This is a genomic window from Streptomyces sp. B3I8 (assembly GCF_030816915.1).
Classification (GTDB): domain Bacteria; phylum Actinomycetota; class Actinomycetes; order Streptomycetales; family Streptomycetaceae; genus Streptomyces.
The window spans coordinates 1394696-1414599 of the sequence record NZ_JAUSYN010000002.1 but is presented as its reverse complement, the minus strand read 5'-3'; the positions used below and the strand labels follow the sequence as shown (position 1 = coordinate 1414599).

The following is a 19904-nucleotide window of genomic DNA, read 5'->3' as shown; positions in this document are numbered from 1 at the left end:
AGAATACGGGCACCGGCCGACAGTCCCGTCGCGGACCTCACCCCTCGCCCCGCCCACGGCCTTCCTGACGCCCCCTCACCACCACCGGGCCGCGTCGGCGCCCCAGGTCCCCGGCGCCCCCTCCCAGGTCGCGGGGGAGCCCGCGAAGCGCACCGGCGACAGGGCGTACCGCAGCCGGCCCGCCGCCCCGCCGTCCGCCTCCGCCAGCCAGGGCGAGGCGTCCTCGTACGGCACCCCCGTGCTCACGGCGCCCACAGCCACGTCTCCCGGTGCCCTGCCTTCCGGCATCCCGTCTCCGGGTGTCCCGCCGCTCGTCAGCCACGCCGCCGTCCGCGCCAGGGCGAGGCGCACGACGCGGGAGCCGCCGCGTTCGGTCTGGTCGGTGAGGGACCGCAGGACGGCCGCCGCCAGCAGATAGCCCGTGCCGTGGTCCAGCGCCTGCGCCGGCAGCACCCCCGGCCGCGTGTCCGCCGTGCCCTCGGTCACCGCGATGCCGGTGGCGACCTGCACCAGGCTGTCGAAGCCCCGCCGGCCGCCCCAGGGACCGTACGCGCCCCACGCCGACAACTGCGCCACCACCAGCCCCGGCCGCCGTTCGGCGAGTGCCCGCGCGGACAGTCCGAAGCGGTCGAGCGCGCCGGGCCGGTACCCCGTCACGACCACGTCGGCCGAGGCCGACAGTTCCTCGAACGCGGCCCGGTCGACGGGCGCCGCCAGGTCGAGTGTCGCGGAACGCTTGCCGAAGTCCATGTCGAGGTGCTGATCGGGGAGTTCGGGGAGCCGGGGACTGTCGATCCGCAGCACGTCGGCGCCGAGCAGGGCCAGGGTGCGGGTGGCCACGGGCCCGGCGACGACCCGGGTGAGGTCCAGGACCCGCAGGCCCGCCATCGGGAGCAGCGGCGTGCCCGAGAGCGGCACGGGTGTGCGGGCCGGCGCGTCGTCCAGGCGCTCGCGCTCCACCAAGGGGCGCGCGACCAGTGCGCGTCCCTGTTCGTGCGCCGCCCACTCCTCGGGCGTACGCAGGGCCACCGCGAGCCCCCCGGCCGCGCACACCGTCTCCTCCACCTCGACGGCCGACCGTTCGGCGAGCGCCACCCCGACCGTGTCCGAGGAGGCCTCGGCCGGGAGACCCAGTGCACCGAGCAATCGTGCCCGGTGGTGCGGGTAGTTGGCGTGCGTGCGCACCCAGCCGTCCGTGGTGCGCCAGAAGCGCGACAGCGGCGCGAACGTCTCCGGCGCGCGCCCGTCGACCCGCAGATGCCGTTCGCTGTGGAAGGCGGTCGCGACGGCCCCGTCGTCGACCCGCACCTCGGGTACCCGTGCGAGCCCGGCCCGCCGCGCTCCCCACTCGGACCCGGCCAGGGCGCACGCCCCCACGCACGCCCGCGCGAGCTCTCGCACGGGCAGCACGGCGGCGAGCGCCCCCTCCCGTACGACGGTCGAGATCCGCGGGACCAGCGACGGTTCCCCGCCCAGCGCCGCCCACGCCATGCCGATGTCGGTCATGCCCGCAGTATGCGCGGCCGGGGGAGGGGACGGGCCTGCCCGTCCCCTCCCCCGGCGTGGTGGGCGGGACTAGCGGGTGACCGCCTTGAGCGCGTTCACGGTGCCCCACCCGTAGAACCCGTTGCGGTTCTTCGAGCCCTCGCACACCGCGTCGACCTTGCCGTCCGAGTCGATGTCGTACGGCTTGGTGCACGGCGTGGCGTCGGCCTCCGCGTACAGCAGGGCCTTCACCAGCGCGGCGGAGGCGTGCGGGTGCGTCGACTTGATGAGCGCGGCCACACCGGCGACATGCGGGCTCGCCATCGACGTGCCCGCCATGTAGCCCCACGAGCCGCCCGGCAGCGGGCCGAGGATGAGACCGCTGTTCGCGGGCGGGGCCGGGGTCTGGTAGGCCGTCGAGTCGCCACCGGGCGCGGCGACGTCGATCCGGCCGAGGCCGTAGTTGGAGAACGACGACTTGATGCCCTTGGCACCGGTCGCGGCGACGGTGACGACACCCGGGAGCTGGGTCGGGATGTCGAAGCACTTCGAGGTGTCGATCACCCGGTCGCCCGGGGTGGTGTCGTTGGGGGAGGACGGGTCGGTGATCTCGTCCGCGGCCAGGTCGTAGTTCTCGTTGCCCGCGGCGGCGACGTTGACCGTGCCCTTGTGCTCGGCGTACCGGGTGGCCCGGGTCAGCGCGGTGACGAGCGCCTTCTGGTCCGGGTCGTCGGTGCAGTTGAAGTACCACGGGTCGGTGTAATAGCTGTTGTTCGTGACGTCGACGCCGTGCTCGGCGGCCCACATGAAGCCGCACACCACGGCCTCGGTGTAGAAGAAGCCGGCCGTCGTGGCGACCTTGATGCCGGCCACCTTCACGCCCGGCGCGACACCGGTGATGCCGACGCCGTTCCTGGCGCCCGCGATCTCGCCCGCCACGTGCGTGCCGTGCGGGCTCTCCTCGGCGGTGGGCCGCCAGGCGCCGTCGGCCGTGTTCGGCTTGCCGGACACGCAGTTGACGGATGCCGCGCGGTCGAAGTTGGGCGCGATGTCCGGGTGGGTGTCGTCGACGCCGGTGTCGATGACGGCGACCGTCACCCTGCGGCTGCCGAGCGTCTTCTCGTGCGCCTTGTCCGCCTGGATGGCGGGCAGGTCCCACTGCAACGGCTCCAACGGGTCCTGCCCGTCGACGGCCTGGGCGTCCGCCACCTGCTGCGCCGTGAGCGCCTTGGGGGTGCCGACGTCGGTGGTGGACTGGGCGGGCAGCGGGGCGGTGCGGGTAGCGCCCGCGGACTGGACACCGGGTACCCGGCGGACGGTTCTCGCGAAGTCGGCGTTCGAGGAGTGGACGACGATCACGCCGATCCTGTCGTACGAGGTGACGACCGTGCCGCCGGCTCTGCTGATGGCCCGCCGCACCAGGTCCGAGGCACCGTGCCCCGGGGCGACGTTGACGACGTAGCTGAGCGGGGTGCCGTCGGTCGTGGCGGCCTTCGGTGCTCCCTCGGCGGCGAAGGCGCCGGTGTTCGGCAGGAAGGCGAGGGCGGACGCCATGGCCATTCCGAGCGGCAGGGCTATGACACGGTGCGAGCGCGTGCGCGAACGCAGACGAGGCATGGGATCTCCACATCATCCGTAAGCGTGAAGGCACCGGAACGCAAGTGACGCCCCGGGCAGGTGCATGACGAGTGGTGCAGGGCGACGCTATCCCGCGTCCTCGCTGGTCAGCAATGAGTTCGCAAAATCCCCCGGATTTCGCGCACGCGTCAACAGGGCGCCGGCGCACCGGGAGGCGGTACCCGGCCGGTCGGCCCCGGCGGCCCCGGAACCCGCCTCACGACCGCCGCCGAAACGTCACCGGAAAGCCGCCGCGGATGTTGAACCGGTCCCGGAGCCGGTCCGTGACCTTGAGCAGGGAACGGGAGAGTGACCGGGAACACACCCTCCTCGTTCACTGCCGTCACCATCCGTAACGCACCAGCAACGCGAGGAGACTTCGTGGCCACCGACGCACCTCCCCCTTCGAAAGCCGACCCCCGGCTCCCGTCGACCGAGGAGTTCACAGCGGTGCAGCAGAGCGCCGAGTTCGGTGAACTGCGCCGGACCCAGCGGTCGTTCGCCTTCCCGCTGACGATCGCGTTCATCGCCTGGTACCTGGTCTACGTCCTGCTCTCCAACTACGCGGGCGACTTCATGGGCACCAAGCTCTTCGGCAACATCAACGTCGCCCTGGCGCTCGGCCTCGCCCAGTTCCTCACCACGTTCCTCATCGCCTGGTGGTACTCGCGGCACGCCGCCGCCAAGCTCGACCCGAAGGCGGAAGCCATCAAGGCCCGGATGGAGGGCGGCGCATGAGCCCCGCACACCCCACAACGCACACCGCACTGCTCGCCGCCGGCGAGGCCAGTGAGCACCGGACGCTGATCATCACCCTGTTCGCGGTCTTCGTCGCCATCACGCTCGTCATCACCGTCTGGGCGGGCCGACAGACCAAGGACGCCGCCGACTTCTACGCCGGCGGCCGCCAGTTCAGCGGCTTCCAGAACGGCCTCGCCGTCTCCGGCGACTACATGTCCGCCGCGTCCTTCCTCGGCATCGCCGGCGCCATCGCCCTGGCCGGCTACGACGGCTTCCTCTACTCCATCGGCTTCCTGGTGGCCTGGCTGGTCGCCCTCCTCCTGGTCGCCGAACCGCTGCGCAACTCCGGCCGCTACACCATGGGCGACGTGCTGGCGTACCGCATGCGGCAGCGCCCGGTGCGCACCGCGGCGGGCACCTCCACGATCGTCGTGTCGATCTTCTACCTGCTGGCGCAGATGGCCGGCGCCGGTGTCCTCGTCTCGCTGCTGCTCGGCATCACCAGCGACGGCGGCAAGGTCGCCATCGTCGCCCTGGTCGGCCTCCTGATGATCGTGTACGTCACCATCGGCGGCATGAAGGGCACCACCTGGGTGCAGATGGTCAAGGCCGTACTGCTGATCATCGGCGCCATCCTGCTGACCTTCCTGGTGCTGCTGAAGTTCGACTTCAACATCTCCGACCTGCTCGGCAAGGCCGCCGAGAACAGCGGCAAGGGCTCCGCCTTCCTCGAACCCGGCCTGAAGTACGGTGCCACCGGCACCACCAAACTGGACTTCATCTCCCTGGGCGTCGCCCTGGTCCTCGGCACCGCCGGACTGCCGCACATCCTGATCCGCTTCTACACGGTGCCCACCGCCAAGACCGCCCGGAAGTCCGTCAACTGGGCCATCGGCCTCATCGGCGGCTTCTACCTGATGACCCTCGCCCTCGGCTTCGGCGCCGCAGCGCTCATCAAACCGGACGAGATCATCGCCTCCAACAAGGCGGGCAACACCGCGGCCCCCCTGCTCGCCCTCCATCTGGGCGGCGTCGACTCCACGTGGGGCGCGATCCTGCTCGCCTCGATCTCCGCGGTCGCCTTCGCCACGATCCTCGCCGTCGTCGCAGGACTCACCCTGGCCTCCTCCTCGTCGTTCGCGCACGACATCTACGCCAACGTCATCAAGAGGGGGAAGGCGAGCGAGAAGGAGGAACTGCGCGCGGCCCGCTGGGCGACCGTCGGCATCGGCGCCGTCTCCATCGTCCTCGGCGCCCTGGCCCGCGACCTCAACGTGGCCGGCCTGGTCGCGCTCGCCTTCGCGGTCGCCGCCTCCGCCAACCTGCCGACCATCCTCTACAGCCTGTTCTGGAAGCGGTTCACCACCTCCGGCGCGCTCTGGTCGATCTACGGCGGCCTGGTCACCGCCGTCGGTCTGGTGCTGTTCTCACCGGTGGTGTCGGGCAAACCGTCGTCCATGTTCCCCGACGTCGACTTCCACTGGTTCCCGCTGGAGAACCCCGGGATCATCTCCATCCCGGTCGGCTTCCTGCTGGGCGTCGTCGGCACCCTGCTGTCGAAGGAGAAGCCCGACGAGGGCAAGTTCGCGGAGCTGGAGGTGCGTTCCCTCACCGGCACCGGAGCGCACTGAGCGCCGACGCGACCGGACCCGTACGCCGGGGCCGCGCCGTGCACCGCACGGCGCGGCCCCGGCACGCGTGGGGGCCCACGGTCGGCAGGGCCTCGTTCATTGTCGGTGGCGTCACGTAGGCTCGCAGTCATCGGAAGAATTACGCAGTGACCCGAGGGAGGGGGCCCACGTGCTCATCGACACCTACGGCCGGGTGGCCACCGATCTGCGCGTCTCGCTGACCGACCGCTGCAACCTGCGGTGCACCTACTGCATGCCCGAGGAGGGCCTGCAGTGGCTGGCCAAGCCGGACCTGCTCACGGACGACGAGATCGTCCGCCTCATCGACATCGCGACCGGCACCCTCGGCATCACCGAGGTCCGCTTCACCGGCGGTGAGCCGCTGCTGCGCCCCGGCCTCGTCGGCATCGTCGAGCGGGTCGCGGCCCTCGGCGCCCGCCCCCGGATGTCCCTCACCACCAACGGCATCGGCCTCAGGCGCACCGCGACGGCCCTGAAGGAAGCGGGCCTGGACCGGGTCAACGTCTCCCTGGACACCCTGCGCCCCGAGGTCTTCAGGACCCTTACCCGCCGGGACCGTCACAAGGACGTGCTCGAAGGACTGGAGGCCGCCCGCGCGCGCCGGACTGACCCCCGTCAAGGTCAACACCGTCCTGATGCCCGGCCTCAACGAGGACGAGGCCCCCGACCTCCTCGCCTGGGCCGTGGAACACGACTACGAACTGCGGTTCATCGAACAGATGCCGCTGGACGCACAGCACGGCTGGAAGCGCGAGGGCATGGTCACCGCCGGGGACATCCTCGCCGCGCTGCGCACCCGCTTCACGCTCACCCCGGAGGGCGCCGACGAACGCGGCGCGGCCCCCGCCGAGCGGTGGATCGTGGACGGCGGCCCGCACCGCGTGGGCGTGATCGCCTCGGTCACCCGCCCGTTCTGCGCCGCCTGCGACCGCACCCGGCTGACCGCCGACGGACAGGTACGCACGTGCCTGTTCGCCCGGGAGGAGACGGACCTGCGCGAAGCCCTGCGCTCCGGCGCGCCCGACGAGGAGATCGCCCGGATCTGGCGCGCGGCGATGTGGGGAAAGAAGGCCGGATCCGGTCTGGACGACCCCACGTTCCTCCAGCCCGACCGCCCCATGTCAGCGATCGGCGGCTGATCCGCCCCCCGTGGCGTCGTCGTCGGCCGGCTCCCACTCCTCGAGCCGTACGACGTCCTTCAGGAAGCCCCGCACACCGAGGAACTGGGACAGGTGCTCCCGGTGTTCTTCGCAGGCCAGCCAGGTCTTGCGGCGATCGGGAGTGTGCAGCTTGGGGTTGTTCCAGGCCAGGACCCACACGGCGGCGGCACGGCAGCCCTTGGCGGAGCAGATCGGAGTGGCGGGATCATCGGGGACCATCACACCGCGACAATACCGGCCGGTCACAAGGCGACGCCGAGCAGCCACGGGGGGAGCTGCCCGGCGTCGGTCTGTCGCTCCGACGGGGGATGCGGAGCGCGTACGAAGTATGTCACGGGTAGCCCGCCGCCCGGCACTGGAACAGCATGATTGATCTGAGGATTCTTCGGCTCCCACGCGCGTGACGGAACACGTGCCGGGACCGGTCCCGCGGGTACCCCGTGGTCAGGCGCCGTGGTGCGACTCTCCGCGCGAGCCCGCGGCCGCTCCGGGCAGCGGGTCGTCGGCGTCGGAACCGGTGGCCCGGTCGGCAGCGGGCGGCGGGATCATCGGGGGCGTCGGCATCCGGACGAAGGTCGACGGCAGGCCCGGCGCGTTCTCCCGGCCCGCGTTGGCGATCACCACGGCGACATAGGGCAGTACCGCGCCGAGCACCAGGGCGACGATCGCGACGTACCGTTCCACGTTCCACAGACTGGCGGCGAGGATCACCGCGACGGTGCGCAGCCCCATGGAGATGACGTACTTGCGCTGCCGACCGCGCACATCGTCGGCCAGGCCCTGCCGGGCGCCGGTGATCCGGAACACCTGGGCCCCGCCCCTGCCGCTCCGCCTGGCCATCACTTCCACCACCCGCCTGCCCCACGGCCCACCCGGCCCGTACCGGTGCGAACCCGGTCAGTACACCGACCGGACATCTCAACGGTACGCCCCGCCCGCCCGGCCCACGAGAGCGGGGCGGTACCGGATCGGGGCACGGGTGAGTGCCGGCAGGAGTGCCGTCGGGGCACGGGGAGTGCCGCCGGGGAGACGCCGGCGTCCTCCGGACGGTCCCCTCCCGCATGCGCCGTCCGGGGGACCGCCCCCAACCTGGTCGTACTGCTCAGATCGGGCCGTACGAGGAGGACATCATGGGCTGGTTGTGGGCGATCATCGTCGGATTGGTGCTGGGGCTGCTCGCCAAGCTGATCATCCCGGGCAAGCAGCACAGCCCGCTCTGGCTGACCACGATCATGGGCATCATCGGTGGCATCGTCGGCAACGCCATCGCCCGGGGCATCGGCATCGGAGCGACACGCGGCATCGACTGGGGCCGACACCTCCTCCAGCTCGCCGCGGCCGTCGTCCTCGTCTTCTTCGGCGAGATGCTCTACATGGCCATGCGCGGCAAGGGCAGGCAGCGCGAACGGATCTGACCCACGCGGGAGCGGAACCGATCACACGTGGACCGGTTCCGGCTCACGCGGGACCGGAACCGACCTGCGGACGCGGTCGGCCCGCGGCGCACGGTTCCCGGCCAGGGTGCGGGACCCGGAGGGGCACCGCACCCTGGCCGGGCCGGCGCCGGGGGTGCGACACCGGGGCCGGCGGTTGTGGGTCGTACCCGGAACCCCCCGCCGCCCGCCGCAGGCGCCGAGGGCTGCCGTATCCGGATCCGCCGCTGCGGGCGCTGGTACGGAGGGCCGGCGGTCGGGAGTCCTACCCCGGACCCGGCCCCGCTGCCCGTCACGGGCACAGGCACCGGAGCCGGGGACGGTTACCCGCTCCGCCACCCACGCGGCGCCGAGGGGCGGGGGCGCATCCGGGTACGCCGCCCGCCGCAGGCGTCCGGTTCACGCCCCGGCGGTGTACTCCACCGCCGCCAGGTTCCGCTTCCCGCGTCGCAGTACCAGCCACCGCCCGTGCAGCAGGTCCTCCGCCGCGGGGACGGCGTCCTCGGCCGTGACCTTGACGTTGTTCACGTACGCGCCGCCCTCCTTCACCGTGCGCCGCGCGGCGGACTTGCTGGCGACCAGCCCGGCCCCCGCGAACAGGTCCACGACCGGGGCGAGTCCGGTGACCCGGACGTGCGGCAGCTCGGAGAGCGCCGAAGCCAGGGTCGTCTCGTCCAGACCCGACAGCTCGCCCTGGCCGAACAGCGCCTTCGACGCGGCGATCACCGCGGCCGCCTGCTCCGGGCCGTGCACCAGCGCCGTCAGCTCCTCGGCCAGCGCCCGCTGCGCCGCCCGCGCCTGCGGCCGCTCCTCGGTCTGCCGCTCCAGCTCCTCCAGCTCCTCGCGGGACTTGAAGGACAGGATGCGCAGGTAGCCCGAGATGTCCCGGTCGTCCACGTTCAGCCAGAACTGGTAGAACGCGTACGGCGTCGTCATCTCCGGGTCCAGCCAGACCGCGCCGCCCTCGGTCTTGCCGAACTTGGTGCCGTCCGCCTTGGTCATCAACGGCGTGGCGTAGGCGTGGACGGCGGCGTCCGGCTCCAGCCGGTGCAGCAGGTCGAGGCCGGCCGTGAGGTTGCCCCACTGGTCGCTGCCGCCCTGCTGCATCGTGCAGCCGTAGCGCCGGTGCAGCTCGAGGAAGTCCATCGCCTGCAGGAGCTGGTAGCTGAACTCGGTGTAGCTGATGCCCTCGGAGGACTCCAGGCGCCGGGCCACGGAGTCCTTGGTGAGCATCTTGTTGACGCGGAAGTGCTTGCCGATGTCCCGCAGGAACTCGATCGCGGACAGCCCCGCGGTCCAGTCGAGATTGTTGACCATGACGGCCGCGTTCTCGCCCTCGAAGGACAGGAACGGTTCGATCTGGCCGCGCAGCCGCTCGACCCAGCCCGCGACGGTCTCCGGCGAGTTCAGTGTCCGCTCCGCCGTGGGCCGTGGGTCGCCGATCTGGCCCGTGGCCCCGCCGACCAGCGCCAGCGGCCGGTGTCCGGCCTGCTGCAGCCGGCGCACGGTGAGCACCTGGACCAAGTGCCCCACGTGCAGGGACGGGGCGGTCGGGTCGAAGCCGCAATAGAACGTGACGGGACCGTCCGCGAGCGCCTTGCGCAAAGCGTCCTCGTCGGTGGACTGGGCGAACAGCCCACGCCACTTCAGCTCGTCGACGATGTCCGTCACGGTTCTCGTGTCTCCTCGGTGATGCCGCTCCCGGGCCGCTCGCGGGCCGCCCGGGGGTCCTCGGGCAGTCGGGTGACGGCCCGCTACGAGGTTATACGCCCTGGCTGACGGAGCTCATGTTGAAATCCGGCACCCGCAGCGGGGGCATCGCGGTCCTGGTGAACCAGTCGCTCCACTCCCGCGGCAGTGTCTTCTCCGTGCGTCCCGCCTCGGTCGCCCGCCCCAGCAGGTCCACCGGCGACTCGTTGAACCGGAAGTTGTTGACCTCGCCGGTCACCTCGCCGTTCTCGACCAGGTAGACGCCGTCCCGGGTCAGCCCGGTCAGCAGCAGCGTCGCGGGGTCCACCTCGCGGATGTACCACAGGCAGGTGAGCAGCAGGCCCCGTTCCGTTTCGGCGACCATCTCCTCCAGGGACCGGTCCGTGCCCCCGTCCAGGATCAGGTTCCCGAGGGCCGGGGCGACCGGCAGCCCGGTCAGCGCGGCACCGTGCCGGGTGGCCGTCAGGTGCTTCAGGGTGCCGCCGGAGAGCCACTCGGTGGCGGTGAGCGGCAGCCCGTTGTCGAACACGGACCGGTCGTCCCCCGAGGAGTGCGCGAGGACGAACGGGGCGCACTCCAGGCCCGGCTCGTGCGGGTCGCTGCGCAGCGTCAGCGGCAGCTCGGACAGCTGCTCGCCGACGCGGGTGCCGCCGCCGGGCCGGCTGAAGACCGTACGGCCCTCGGCGGCGTCCCGGGCCGCCGCCGACCAGAGCTGGTAGATCAGCAGGTCCGCCACGGCCGCCGGCGGCAGCAGCGTCTCGTACCGGCCCGCCGGCAGCTCCACCCGCCGCTCGGCCCAGCCCAGGCGTACGGCGAGTTCCGCGTCGAGCGCCGCCGGGTCCACGTCGGTGAAGTCCCGCGTGGCGCGGCCGGCCCACGCCGAGCGCGCATGGTCCGGGGACTTGGCGTTCAGCTCCAGCGTCCCCGTGGGCTGGTCGTGCCGCAGCCGCAGCCCGGTCGAGCTGCCCAGGTAGCTGGAGACCGTCTCGTGGCTGGCGAAGCCGTACAGTTCCCGTCCGCCGGACCGGGCGCGGGCGAACGCGTCGCCGAGGGCGGGCGCGAAGGCGTCGAAGACGGCCGAGGAGGTCTCGACGGGCGCCTCGGTGAAGCCTGGCGAGGCCGGTACGCCGGTGACCAGCGGCTGCGCGTCCTCGGCCGGACCGGCGCCGCGCGCGGCGGCCTCGGCGGCCCGCACCAGCGGCTCCAGCTCGTCCGTGGTCACCGCCGAGCGGGAGACCACGCCGGAGGCCGTGCCCTCCTTGCCGTCGACGACCGCGATCACGGTGAGCGTGCGCCCGCGCGTGACGCCGTTGGTGGTCAGCGCGTTGCCCGCCCAGCGCAGATTGGCGGTGGAGCGCTCGTCGGCGATGACGACGCAGCCGTCCGCCCGGGACAGCTCCAGCGCCCGCTCGACGATCTCGTGCGCCTGGTGCGCCGTGCTGGTACGCGCGCTCATCGACCGGCCTCCTGCGTGGTGTTGAGACTGTGTTTTCCCGGGGGGCGCTCCCCGGACCCCCGGCCGAACGCCGTAGTGGTCCTCATCGACCGGCCTCCTGCGTGGTGTTGAGGATGTTGACGCCCCGGAAGAGGGCCGACGGGCAGCCGTGCGACACCGAGGCGACCTGCCCGGGCTGGGCCTTGCCGCAGTTGAAGGCGCCGCCGAGCACATAGGTGGACGGGCCGCCGACGGCCGCCATGGAGCCCCAGAAGTCGGTGGTCGTCGCCTGGTAGGCGACGTCCCGGAGCTGCCCGGTGAGCCGCCCGTTCTCGATCCGGAAGAACCGCTGCCCGGTGAACTGGAAGTTGTACCGCTGCATGTCGATCGACCAGGACCGGTCCCCGACCACGTAGATCCCGCGGTCCACACCCCCGATGAGGTCCTCCGTGGACATCCCCGCGGGGTCGGGCCGCAGCGACACGTTGGCCATGCGCTGCACGGGAACATGGCCGGGGGAGTCGGCGTACGCGCACCCGTTGGACCGGTCGAAGCCGGTCAGCCGCGCGATCCGCCGGTCGAGCTGGTAGCCGACCAGGGTGCCGTCCTTCACCAGGTCCCAGGACTGCGCCTCGACACCCTCGTCGTCGTAGCCGATCGTGGCGAGCCCGTGCTCGGCGGTGCGGTCGCCGGTGACGTTCATCAGCTCGGAGCCGTACTTGAGCGTGCCGAGCCTGTCGAAGGTGGCGAAGGAGGTGCCGGCGTAGGCGGCCTCGTAGCCGAGCGCCCGGTCGAGCTCGGTGGCGTGGCCGATCGACTCGTGGATGGTCAGCCACAGGTTCGACGGGTCGACGACCAGGTCGTAGACCCCGCCCTCGACGCTCGGCGCCCGCATCTTCTCGGCGAGCAGCTCCGGGATCCGGTCCAGCTCGTCCGCCCAGTCCCAGCCGGTGCCCGTCAGGTACTCCCAGCCGCGTCCCACCGGGGGTGCGAGGGTGCGCATGGAGTCGAACTCGCCGGTCGACCCGTCGACGGAGACGGCGGTGAACTGCGGGTGCAGCCGCACCCGTTGCTGGGTGGTCACGGTCCCCGCGGTGTCGGCGTAGAACTTGTTCTCGTGCACCGTGAGCAGCGAGGCGTCCACGTGGTCGACGCCGTCGGCCGCGAGCAGCCGCGCGCTCCACTCGGTGAGCAGCCCCGCCTTCTCCTCGTCGGGCACGGAGAACGGGTCGATCTCGTACGACGACACCCACGTCCGCTCGGCGTGCACGGGCTCGGAGGCGAGCTCCACCCGCTCCTTCGACCCCGCCGCCGCGCTCACCCGCGCCGACAGCTTGGCCATGGCCACGGCCTGCGAGGCGACCTTCGCGGCGGCGTCCATCGTCAGGTCCACCCCGGAGGCGAAGCCCCAGGCCCCGCCGTGCACCACCCGCACCGCATACCCGAGATCGGTGGTGTCCGAGGACCCGGCGGGCCGGGCGTCCCGCAGCCGCCAGGCCGCGTTGCGCACCCGTTCGAACCGGAAGTCCGCGTGCTCGGCCCCCAGCGCCCGCGCCCGGGCGAGCGCGGCGTCGGCGAGCGCGCGCAACGGCAGCGCCAGGAATGACTGATCGACCTCGTGGGCCACGAGCGGCCTCCCCTTGTCACCATCGCGAGATGTGCTCATTCGTCAGCAGTGAACCATGCGCTGTCCCGGAGACGGGACGGGCGACGGGCTGTCCGGTGTCATTGCCCGGGCGCGCGACGTGCCGCGGGTGGCCGCCGTGACGTGTCGCTCTCACTCGGAGCTCCCCAACTACCCTTCGTACACGAGTTGTTGGTCAACTGTTACAAGATCTATGGCTGTCCGTGCGTAAAGGGCACGTACGTTCGAGCCTGCTGGTCCGGACGACCATCGGACCATCGACCCGAGGAGTGCGTATGCGTATGCGTCGTGTGGCCGCACTGGCGGCCGCGACCGCCGGTCTACTCACGGCACTGTCCGCCCCCGCCGCGATGGCCGACGGGCCCATAAACAGCGGCGGGCTGGTGGCCTGCAACCACCGAGCGCAGCCCATCGACGTGGAGTTCCCGCGGCGGGGCGGCTTCAGCACCTTCATCATCGACCCCGGCACCTGCCTGAGTACGAGCCTGGACAACGGCCAGGCCAATGAAGAGGCCGTGGCGTACGCCTACTACGACGGTGGGCACTGGCTCGCCGTCGACCACTTCTTCTTCGACAGCCGGTCCTGGTACCCCCACGACGTGTACTGAGCCGGACGACGCGCGAAGCAAGGGCGACGGGCGGGCACGGGAGCGACTCCCGTGCCCGCCCGTCGGCGTCCCGTACGACGTGAACCCGCACGACCACCGGCAGACGTACGAGACGCTGCCCCTCGTCCGGGGCCGCACGCGGCGCCGACTGTAGGGACCCGACAGGACGTGCCCCGTGCCACTGTCGGTGCCCGATTGCCTCCGGAAGCGGACGGACCGATAGATTCCCTGGTGAAGGCGCCTGTCTCGCAGGGGCTCCAGACCGCTATCGAAAGGGTGATCCGTTGAGCCGCTCGGTTCTCGTCACCGGAGGCAACCGGGGCATCGGCCTCGCCATCGCCCGCGCTTTCGCCGACGCCGGCGACAAGGTCGCGATCACGTACCGCTCGGGTGAGCCGCCCCAGGGGTTCCTGGCCGTCAAGTGCGACATCACCGACACCGAGCAGGTGGAGCAGGCCTACAAGGAGATCGAGGAGACGCACGGTCCCGTCGAGATCCTGGTCGCCAATGCCGGCATCAACAAGGACCAGCTCCTGATGCGGATGTCGGAGGAGGACTTCACGTCCGTCGTCGACACCAACCTCACCGGCACCTTCCGGGTCGTCAAGCGGGCCAACCGCGGCATGCTGCGGGCCAAGAAGGGGCGGGTCGTCCTGATCTCCTCCGTCGTCGGCCTGCTCGGCTCCGCGGGGCAGGCGAACTACGCCGCCTCCAAGGCCGCGATGGTCGGCTTCGCGCGCTCCCTCGCCCGTGAGCTGGGCTCGCGCAACATCACCTTCAACGTCGTCGCGCCCGGTTTCGTCGACACCGACATGACCCGGGAGCTCACCGAGGACCAGCAGGCGAAGATCCTCGCGCAGGTGCCGCTCGGCCGGTACGCGCGGTCGGAGGAGATCGCCGCCGCGGTGCGCTTCCTCGCCTCGGACGACGCCTCGTACATCACTGGAGCCGTCATCCCCGTTGACGGCGGACTGGGAATGGGTCACTGATCACCATGAGCGGAATCCTCGAGGGCAAGCGCGTCCTGATCACCGGTGTGCTGATGGAGTCCTCCATCGCCTTCCACGCCGCCAAGCTGGCCCAGGAGCAGGGCGCGGAGATCATCCTGACCGCCTTCCCGCGCCCCACGCTGACCGAGCGCATCGCCAAGAAGCTGCCGAAGCCCACCAAGGTCCTCGAGCTCGACGTCACCGACGACGAGCACCTCGGGAGGCTCGCCGACATCGTCGGCGAGGAGCTGGGCGGCCTCGACGGCGTCGTCCACTCCATCGGATTCGCCCCGCAGGACGCGCTCGGCGGCAACTTCCTCAACACCCCGTTCGAGTCCGTCGCCACCGCCATGCACGTCTCGGCGTACTCCCTGAAGTCGCTGACCACGGCCTGCCTGCCGCTGATGCAGAACGGCGGCTCCGTCGTCGGCCTCACCTTCGACGCGCAGTACGCCTGGCCGCAGTACGACTGGATGGGCCCGGCCAAGGCCGCCCTGGAGGCCACCAGCCGCTACCTGGCGCGCGACCTGGGCAAGCAGAACATCCGCTGCAACCTGATCTCCGCAGGTCCGATCGGCTCCATGGCCGCCAAGTCCATCCCGGGCTTCAGCGACCTGGCGGCCGTGTGGGACAGCCGCTCCCCGCTGGAGTGGGACCTCAAGGACCCGGAGCCGGCCGGCAAGGGCATCGTCGCCCTGCTGAGCGACTGGTTCCCGAAGACCACCGGTGAGATCGTCCACGTCGACGGCGGCCTGCACGCGATCGGCGCCTGAAACCGCGTCCGCGAGCCCCCTGCCGTACGGTGCCCCGTCCCGCCTCCCGCGGGGGCGGGGCACCCGTGCGTACGGGGGCGACGTCAGTCGGTACGCCAGGCGTCAGTCGGCTGACGGCGGCATGGGCCGCCCCGGGCGGCACATCACCGGGTAGCTCCCGGCCGCCGCGGCCGCGGCCGCCGCGTTCCCGTCGCGCAGGGCATCCAGCAGCACGTCGTGGCCCATGTACGTCTCCGGCGTCAGCTCGGTGCCCACGTCGCCGCGCAGCCAGTCCCGCAGCACCTCGCTCAGGTCCGCGTACATCGCCGTCATGACCTCGTTGCCGGACGCGGCCACCACCGCCAGGTGGAAGGTCGCGTCGGCCGCCACGAACGCCTCCGGATCCCCGGACCGCCACGCCTCCTCCCGGCGCACCAGCAGTGACTCCAGCTGCTTCAGATCGCGCTCGGTGCGCCGCTCGGCGGCGAGCCGCGCGGCCGCGGACTCCAGTGCCGAGCGCAGCTCCGCGATGTGACCGGCGTCCGCGCCGGCGAACCGGCGGTGCATCACGCCCGCCAGCTCGCTGGTCGCCACGACGTACGTGCCCGAGCCCTGGCGGATGTCCAGCAGCCCGTTGTGCGCGAGGGCGCGCACGGCCTCCCGCACCGTGTTGCGCGCGACGCCGAGCTGCTCGACCAGCTCCGGTTCGGTGGGGATGCGGGAGCCCACCGGCCACTCGCCCGAGGTGATCTGCGCCCGCAGGGCGGTGATGACCTGCTCGGACAGCGCCGAACGGCGCGGATGACTCAGGGGCACGGCACGCCTCCGGGTGTGGGGCGGGTGACTCCGGGGGAGTCGGAACGGAGTGGACAACCAATCATCCCATGATTCTATGATGGATGGCATGACCAGCGACAGGACGCGCACGATGACACCCCACCCGATACCCGGCACGAAGGCCGACCGCGGCTCCGTGCCCGACAACGCGGCCGTCAGGAGCCCGGCCGCCGGGAACGTGGCGTCCACGCGCGCGTGGGCGCTGCGGCTCCTTCCCGTGGCCATCGTCCTGGCCGCCCTCAACCTCCGCCCCGCCGTCACCAGCCTCGGCGCCCTCCTGGAGGAGGTCCGCGACGGCCTCGGCATGAGCGGCACCGTGGCCGGAGTGCTGACCTCCGTGCCCTCCCTCTGCTTCGCCGCCTTCGGCGTCATGGCACCCCGGCTGGCCCGCCGCTTCGGACTCATCGCCGTGGTCTGCACCGGCATGGTGGCGATCACCGTCGGACTGCTGATCCGGCCCTACGCCGGGAACACGGTGGGCTTCCTGATCGGCACCGCCCTCGCGCTCATGGGCATCGCCGTCAGCAACATCCTGATGCCGGTCATCGTCAAGCGCTGGTTCCCCGACCGGGTCGGCCCCATGACCGGCCTGTACTCGATGGCGCTCGCGCTCGGCACCGCCCTCCCCGCCGCCGTCACCGTGCCCGTGACCGACGGAATGGACGGCGACTGGCGCGCCGGGCTCGCCGTGTGGGCGGGGCTCGCCGCGGTCGCCGTCCTGCCCTGGCTCGTGCTGCTCCGCGCCCGCGGTGCGGAACCGGTCGAGCCCGCCCCCGTGGGCCCCCGCGCCGGGGGCAGCGCAGTGCGCATCACCCGCAGCCGCATCGCCTGGGCGCTGGCCGTCTTCTTCGGCCTCCAGTCGACCGCCGCGTACATCACCATGGGCTGGATGGCGCAGATCTACCGCGACGCCGGCCTGTCCGCCGGCACGGCCGGACTGCTGCTCGCCGTCACCATGGTGATGGGCGTCCCGCTCGCCTTCGTCATCCCCCGCGTGGCCACCAGGCTGCCCCAGCAGGGGCCCATCGCCGTCGTCCTGGGCGTCTGCGGCCTCGCCGGGTACGCCGGGCTCTACCTCGCCCCCGCGGGCGGCGCCTGGGCCTGGGCGTTCCTGCTCGGCATCTCCAACTGCGCGTTCCCGCTCGCGCTGACCATGGTCGGCATGCGGGCCCGCACCGGCGCGGGCGTGGCCCAGCTGTCCGCCTTCGCCCAGAGCACCGGATACCTGCTCTCGATCCCCGGCCCGCTGCTGGTCGGCGTCCTCTACCAGCACTCCGGCGGCTGGGGGCAGCCCCTGGCGCTGATGGCCGTCCTCATGGTGCCGCAGATCCTCGTCGGCGTCCTCGCGGGCCGCGACCGCACCGTGGAGGACGAGGCGGCGGCGCGCTGACGCCGCCCCCGCACGGCGACCCGTGAGCGGGAAGTGCGAGACTTGTCCCCATGCCCGTCCTCGAACCGAACCCGCAGAACGGCCAGAAGAAGATGCTGCTCATCTTCGGCACGTTCCTTGCCATCCTCGTGGTCATCGCCGTCATCGCGACGATCGCCGCGCCCTGACCCCACCCGGAGGGTGGGGCTGACCCCCCTGTCCCCTAGGGGGTGAGTGTCAGGGTCAAGTGGGTGGATCACCGGATGGGCCGAGGACGCCCGACTCCGTACCTTCGAATCGTGACCGCGAACGGCGGACCACGACGACACGGAGACCCTGGAGGCGTCATGCCGGCCCCCACGCACACCCCGCCCCGCCCGGCGTCCACGGGTGGCGTCGACATCCGGCTGCCCTGGTGGGCGCTGGCCCTCCCGGTCGTGGCCTTCCTCGTGCTCCTGACGCTCATACTCAACCCCGCCCACGCGGGCACGGCCGGTGCGGACACCGGGCTCACGCACGTGGTCGAACACGCCGCGCAGCTGATCGACCACCCGTAGCGGCTCGGCCAACTCCCTGAGCCCATCGGCCTGTTTCGTGCGAAGCTGGGACACATGAGCGTCGCAGAACCCCGCAGGATCGTCCTCCTCCGACATGCGAAGGCCGACTGGCCCCAGGTCGCCGACCACGAGCGTCCGCTCGCCGAACGGGGACGCAAGGACGCCCCCGTCGCCGGCCGCAGGCTGGCCGACTCGGGCATCGACTTCGACCTGGCCCTGTGCTCCACCTCGACCCGGACCCGGGAGACCTGGAAACTCGCCGTCCACGAGCTTCCGCACCGCCCGAAGACCGTCTACGAGGAGCGGATCTACGACGCCTCGCCCGGCGAACTGATCGCCGTGCTCAACGAGACCCCCGACGACACCCGCAGCATCGTCCTCATCGGCCACAACCCCGGCATCCAGGGCCTGGCCGAGGTCCTCACCGGCCAGGCGGACGCCAGTGCCCGTGACCGCATGACCCGCCGGGGTTTTCCCACGGCCGCGTTCGCCGTCCTCACCTTCGACGGCCCCTGGAAGGCCCTGGAACCCGGCAGCGCCGCACTCGACGACTACTGGGCCCCTACGGAGTAACTGCACGACGGAGCAGCCGCACGGAGCTGCTGCTCGACGAAGTAACCGCAGACGGAGTATCCGGACGTCCGGTTCCCGGGCTCCCGAGTGTGAGCCCGGGGCCCCGGCCCTCGCGTCGCTACACGGAGTCGTCGTGAGTGTCCGCCGCCTCGACCTCTTCCCGCGTGATCCCCAGCAGGTACAGCACGGTGTCGAGGAAGGGGAAGTTCACCGCCGTGTGCGCGGCCTGCCGCACCACCGGCTTCGCGTTGAACGCGACCCCCAGTCCCGCCGCGTTCAACATGTCCAGATCGTTCGCCCCGTCGCCGATCGCCACCGTCTGCGCCAGCGGCACCCCGGCCTCCGCCGCGAACCGGTGCAGCAGCCGCGCCTTGCCCGCCCGGTCGACCACCTCACCCGTGACCCGCCCGGTGAGCCTGCCGTCGACTATCTCCAACGTGTTGGCCTGGGCGAAGTCCAGCCCGAGCCGCTCCCGCAGATCGTCGGTGACCTGGGTGAAGCCGCCGGAGACGACGCCAACCTGGTAGCCGAGCCGCTTCAGCGTACGGATCAGCGTGCGCGCACCCGGCGTGAGCCGGATCTCGCTGCGCACCTTGTCCACCACGGACGCGTCGAGTCCCTTCAGCAGCGCGACCCGCGCGTGCAGCGACTGCGCGAAGTCCAGCTCGCCCCGCATCGCGGCGGCGGTCACCTCGGCGACCTGCTCCTCGCACCCCGCGTGCGCGGCGAAGAGCTCGATGACCTCGTCCTGGATGAGCGTGGAGTCGACATCCATCACCACCAGGCGCTGCGCCCGCCGGTGCAGCCCGGCCGAGACCACGGCGACATCGACACCGAGGGCCGCGGCCCCGGTCGCCAGCGCGGTCCGCAGGGGCCCGGTCTCCACCCCGGAGACGGCGAACTCCACCGCCGTCACCGGGTACTTGGCGAGCCGGAAGATACGGTCGATGTTGGCGCCCGTTCCGCTGATCCAGGCCGCGATCGCGGCCGTGGCCTCCGCGGTGAGCGGGTGGCCGAGCACTGTCACCAACGAGCGTCCCGACCCGCGGGGACGGTTGTCGCCCGTGCCGGAGATGATCTCCGCCTGCATTCGCATCGACTCCGCCCAGCTGTGGACGGTGGCCCGCAGGTCACCCTCCGTGCCGGCAGCCGGCTGCGTCACCAGCGCGCAGAGCACCATCCGGCCCCGGGTGACGACCTGCTCGATGTCGACCACGTCGACGGAGTAGGCGGCGAGGGTGTCGAACAGCCCGGCCGTCATGCCGGGGCGGTCCTTGCCGAAGATCTTGACAAGGAGAGTGGGCGTGTCGGTGGTCTGCGATGCGCTCATGGTGTCTCCAC

General features: G+C 71.8%; 19 protein-coding genes and 1 pseudogene. 11 read left to right on the top strand and 9 right to left on the bottom strand.

What is annotated here, in order from left to right:
- Nucleotides 1-75: 75 nt before the first annotated feature.
- On the bottom strand, nt 76-1506 hold the full coding sequence (locus tag QFZ64_RS08585; protein ID WP_307063996.1) for a CoA transferase: 1431 nt from the start codon (nt 1504-1506) through the stop codon (nt 76-78).
- 69 nt (nt 1507-1575) lie between these two features.
- Nucleotides 1576-3102, bottom strand: coding sequence for a S8 family serine peptidase (locus QFZ64_RS08580; protein ID WP_307063994.1), 1527 nt, complete (start codon nt 3100-3102; stop codon nt 1576-1578).
- A 381-nt stretch (nt 3103-3483) separates the two neighbouring features.
- Between QFZ64_RS08580 and QFZ64_RS08575 the strand changes: the two genes are divergently transcribed.
- The 3 genes and pseudogenes from QFZ64_RS08575 to moaA all read left to right on the top strand — a co-directional run bounded on the left by QFZ64_RS08575 (nt 3484) and on the right by moaA (nt 6634).
- Complete coding sequence (locus tag QFZ64_RS08575) at nt 3484-3840, top strand: DUF485 domain-containing protein (RefSeq protein WP_307063992.1); 357 nt, start codon at nt 3484-3486, stop codon at nt 3838-3840.
- Nucleotides 3837-5474, top strand: coding sequence for a cation acetate symporter (locus QFZ64_RS08570; RefSeq protein ID WP_307063990.1), 1638 nt, complete (start codon nt 3837-3839; stop codon nt 5472-5474). The genes QFZ64_RS08575 and QFZ64_RS08570 overlap by 4 nt, the downstream gene beginning before the upstream one ends.
- 169 nt (nt 5475-5643) lie before the next feature.
- Nucleotides 5644-6634 (top strand): annotated as a pseudogene (gene moaA, locus QFZ64_RS08565) (GTP 3',8-cyclase MoaA).
- On the opposite strand, the gene QFZ64_RS08560 reads toward moaA, so the two are convergent.
- Both QFZ64_RS08560 and QFZ64_RS08555 read right to left on the bottom strand, forming a co-directional pair.
- Nucleotides 6617-6874, bottom strand: a complete 258-nt coding sequence (locus QFZ64_RS08560) for a hypothetical protein (RefSeq protein WP_307071618.1) — start codon at nt 6872-6874, stop codon at nt 6617-6619. The pseudogene moaA and the gene QFZ64_RS08560 sit on opposite strands and share 18 nt — an antisense overlap.
- 225 nt (nt 6875-7099) lie before the next feature.
- Nucleotides 7100-7495, bottom strand: a complete 396-nt coding sequence (locus tag QFZ64_RS08555) for a DUF3099 domain-containing protein (protein ID WP_307063988.1) — start codon at nt 7493-7495, stop codon at nt 7100-7102.
- Nucleotides 7496-7785: 290 nt separating this feature from the next.
- On the opposite strand from QFZ64_RS08555, the gene QFZ64_RS08550 reads away from it, so the two are divergent.
- Nucleotides 7786-8070 carry a GlsB/YeaQ/YmgE family stress response membrane protein gene (locus tag QFZ64_RS08550; RefSeq protein WP_307063986.1) on the top strand — a complete coding sequence of 95 codons (285 nt, stop codon included), beginning with the start codon at nt 7786-7788 and terminating at the stop codon, nt 8068-8070.
- Between the two features lie 417 nt (nt 8071-8487).
- On the opposite strand, the gene tyrS is transcribed toward QFZ64_RS08550, so the two are convergent.
- The 3 genes from tyrS to QFZ64_RS08535 all read right to left on the bottom strand — a co-directional run bounded on the left by tyrS (nt 8488) and on the right by QFZ64_RS08535 (nt 12860).
- The gene (gene tyrS / locus QFZ64_RS08545) at nt 8488-9759 is read right to left on the bottom strand and encodes a tyrosine--tRNA ligase (RefSeq protein WP_307063985.1); all 1272 of its coding nucleotides are present in this window, start codon (nt 9757-9759) and stop codon (nt 8488-8490) included.
- 91 nt (nt 9760-9850) lie between these two features.
- Nucleotides 9851-11254: a metallopeptidase TldD-related protein gene (locus tag QFZ64_RS08540; RefSeq protein ID WP_307063983.1), complete on the bottom strand. Its 1404-nt coding sequence runs from the start codon at nt 11252-11254 to the stop codon at nt 9851-9853.
- Nucleotides 11255-11336: 82 nt separating this feature from the next.
- Entirely contained in the window at nt 11337-12860 is a 1524-nt protein-coding gene (locus QFZ64_RS08535) for a TldD/PmbA family protein (protein ID WP_307063980.1), read from the bottom strand.
- A 293-nt stretch (nt 12861-13153) separates the two neighbouring features.
- Between QFZ64_RS08535 and QFZ64_RS08530 the strand changes: the two genes are divergently transcribed.
- The 3 genes from QFZ64_RS08530 (at nt 13154) to fabI (ending at nt 15248) form a co-directional block, all read left to right on the top strand.
- Nucleotides 13154-13486 carry a hypothetical protein gene (locus QFZ64_RS08530; protein WP_307063978.1) on the top strand — a complete coding sequence of 111 codons (333 nt, stop codon included), beginning with the start codon at nt 13154-13156 and terminating at the stop codon, nt 13484-13486.
- Nucleotides 13487-13770: 284 nt separating this feature from the next.
- A complete protein-coding gene (gene fabG / locus QFZ64_RS08525) occupies nt 13771-14475 on the top strand; it encodes a 3-oxoacyl-[acyl-carrier-protein] reductase (RefSeq protein WP_307063976.1) in 705 nt (234 codons plus the stop codon).
- A gap of 5 nt (nt 14476-14480) precedes the next feature.
- On the top strand, nt 14481-15248 hold the full coding sequence (gene fabI, locus QFZ64_RS08520; RefSeq protein ID WP_307063974.1) for an enoyl-ACP reductase FabI: 768 nt from the start codon (nt 14481-14483) through the stop codon (nt 15246-15248).
- Nucleotides 15249-15350: 102 nt separating this feature from the next.
- Here fabI and QFZ64_RS08515 read toward each other — a convergent pair whose 3' ends face one another.
- Nucleotides 15351-16043, bottom strand: a complete 693-nt coding sequence (locus QFZ64_RS08515) for a FadR/GntR family transcriptional regulator (RefSeq protein WP_307063973.1) — start codon at nt 16041-16043, stop codon at nt 15351-15353.
- 88 nt (nt 16044-16131) lie between these two features.
- Here QFZ64_RS08515 and QFZ64_RS08510 point away from each other — a divergent pair, with 88 nt between their 5' ends.
- From QFZ64_RS08510 to QFZ64_RS08495, 4 genes are all read left to right on the top strand, one after another.
- Complete coding sequence (locus QFZ64_RS08510; protein WP_307063971.1) at nt 16132-17454, top strand: MFS transporter; 1323 nt, start codon at nt 16132-16134, stop codon at nt 17452-17454.
- Nucleotides 17455-17504: 50 nt separating this feature from the next.
- Nucleotides 17505-17621: an SGM_5486 family transporter-associated protein gene (locus QFZ64_RS08505; protein WP_307063970.1), complete on the top strand. Its 117-nt coding sequence runs from the start codon at nt 17505-17507 to the stop codon at nt 17619-17621.
- A 159-nt stretch (nt 17622-17780) separates the two neighbouring features.
- Nucleotides 17781-17990, top strand: coding sequence for a hypothetical protein (locus QFZ64_RS08500; protein WP_307063969.1), 210 nt, complete (start codon nt 17781-17783; stop codon nt 17988-17990).
- 54 nt (nt 17991-18044) lie between these two features.
- Complete coding sequence (locus QFZ64_RS08495) at nt 18045-18563, top strand: histidine phosphatase family protein (protein WP_307063967.1); 519 nt, start codon at nt 18045-18047, stop codon at nt 18561-18563.
- Nucleotides 18564-18681: 118 nt separating this feature from the next.
- Here the strand turns inward: QFZ64_RS08495 and serB are convergent, their stop codons facing one another.
- Entirely contained in the window at nt 18682-19893 is a 1212-nt protein-coding gene (gene serB / locus QFZ64_RS08490) for a phosphoserine phosphatase SerB (RefSeq protein WP_307063966.1), read from the bottom strand.
- Nucleotides 19894-19904 lie beyond the last annotated feature (11 nt).

Bases quoted from the DNA above. Each gene is read 5' to 3' on its own strand.
- QFZ64_RS08555 (WP_307063988.1), bottom strand. From the start codon at position 7,495: ATGGCCAGGCGGAGCGGCAGGGGCGGGGCCCAGGTGTTCCGGATCACC.
- fabI (WP_307063974.1), top strand. From the start codon at position 14,481: ATGAGCGGAATCCTCGAGGGCAAGCGCGTCCTGATCACCGGTGTGCTG.
- QFZ64_RS08570 (WP_307063990.1), top strand. From the start codon at position 3,837: ATGAGCCCCGCACACCCCACAACGCACACCGCACTGCTCGCCGCCGGC.
- QFZ64_RS08560 (WP_307071618.1), bottom strand. From the start codon at position 6,874: ATGGTCCCCGATGATCCCGCCACTCCGATCTGCTCCGCCAAGGGCTGC.
- QFZ64_RS08495 (WP_307063967.1), top strand. From the start codon at position 18,045: ATGAGCGTCGCAGAACCCCGCAGGATCGTCCTCCTCCGACATGCGAAG.
- QFZ64_RS08540 (WP_307063983.1), bottom strand. From the start codon at position 11,254: ATGAGCGCGCGTACCAGCACGGCGCACCAGGCGCACGAGATCGTCGAG.
- QFZ64_RS08530 (WP_307063978.1), top strand. From the start codon at position 13,154: ATGCGTATGCGTCGTGTGGCCGCACTGGCGGCCGCGACCGCCGGTCTA.
- QFZ64_RS08585 (WP_307063996.1), bottom strand. From the start codon at position 1,506: ATGACCGACATCGGCATGGCGTGGGCGGCGCTGGGCGGGGAACCGTCG.
- QFZ64_RS08505 (WP_307063970.1), top strand. From the start codon at position 17,505: ATGCCCGTCCTCGAACCGAACCCGCAGAACGGCCAGAAGAAGATGCTG.
- QFZ64_RS08500 (WP_307063969.1), top strand. From the start codon at position 17,781: ATGCCGGCCCCCACGCACACCCCGCCCCGCCCGGCGTCCACGGGTGGC.
- QFZ64_RS08550 (WP_307063986.1), top strand. From the start codon at position 7,786: ATGGGCTGGTTGTGGGCGATCATCGTCGGATTGGTGCTGGGGCTGCTC.
- serB (WP_307063966.1), bottom strand. From the start codon at position 19,893: ATGAGCGCATCGCAGACCACCGACACGCCCACTCTCCTTGTCAAGATC.
- QFZ64_RS08580 (WP_307063994.1), bottom strand. From the start codon at position 3,102: ATGCCTCGTCTGCGTTCGCGCACGCGCTCGCACCGTGTCATAGCCCTG.
- QFZ64_RS08510 (WP_307063971.1), top strand. From the start codon at position 16,132: ATGACCAGCGACAGGACGCGCACGATGACACCCCACCCGATACCCGGC.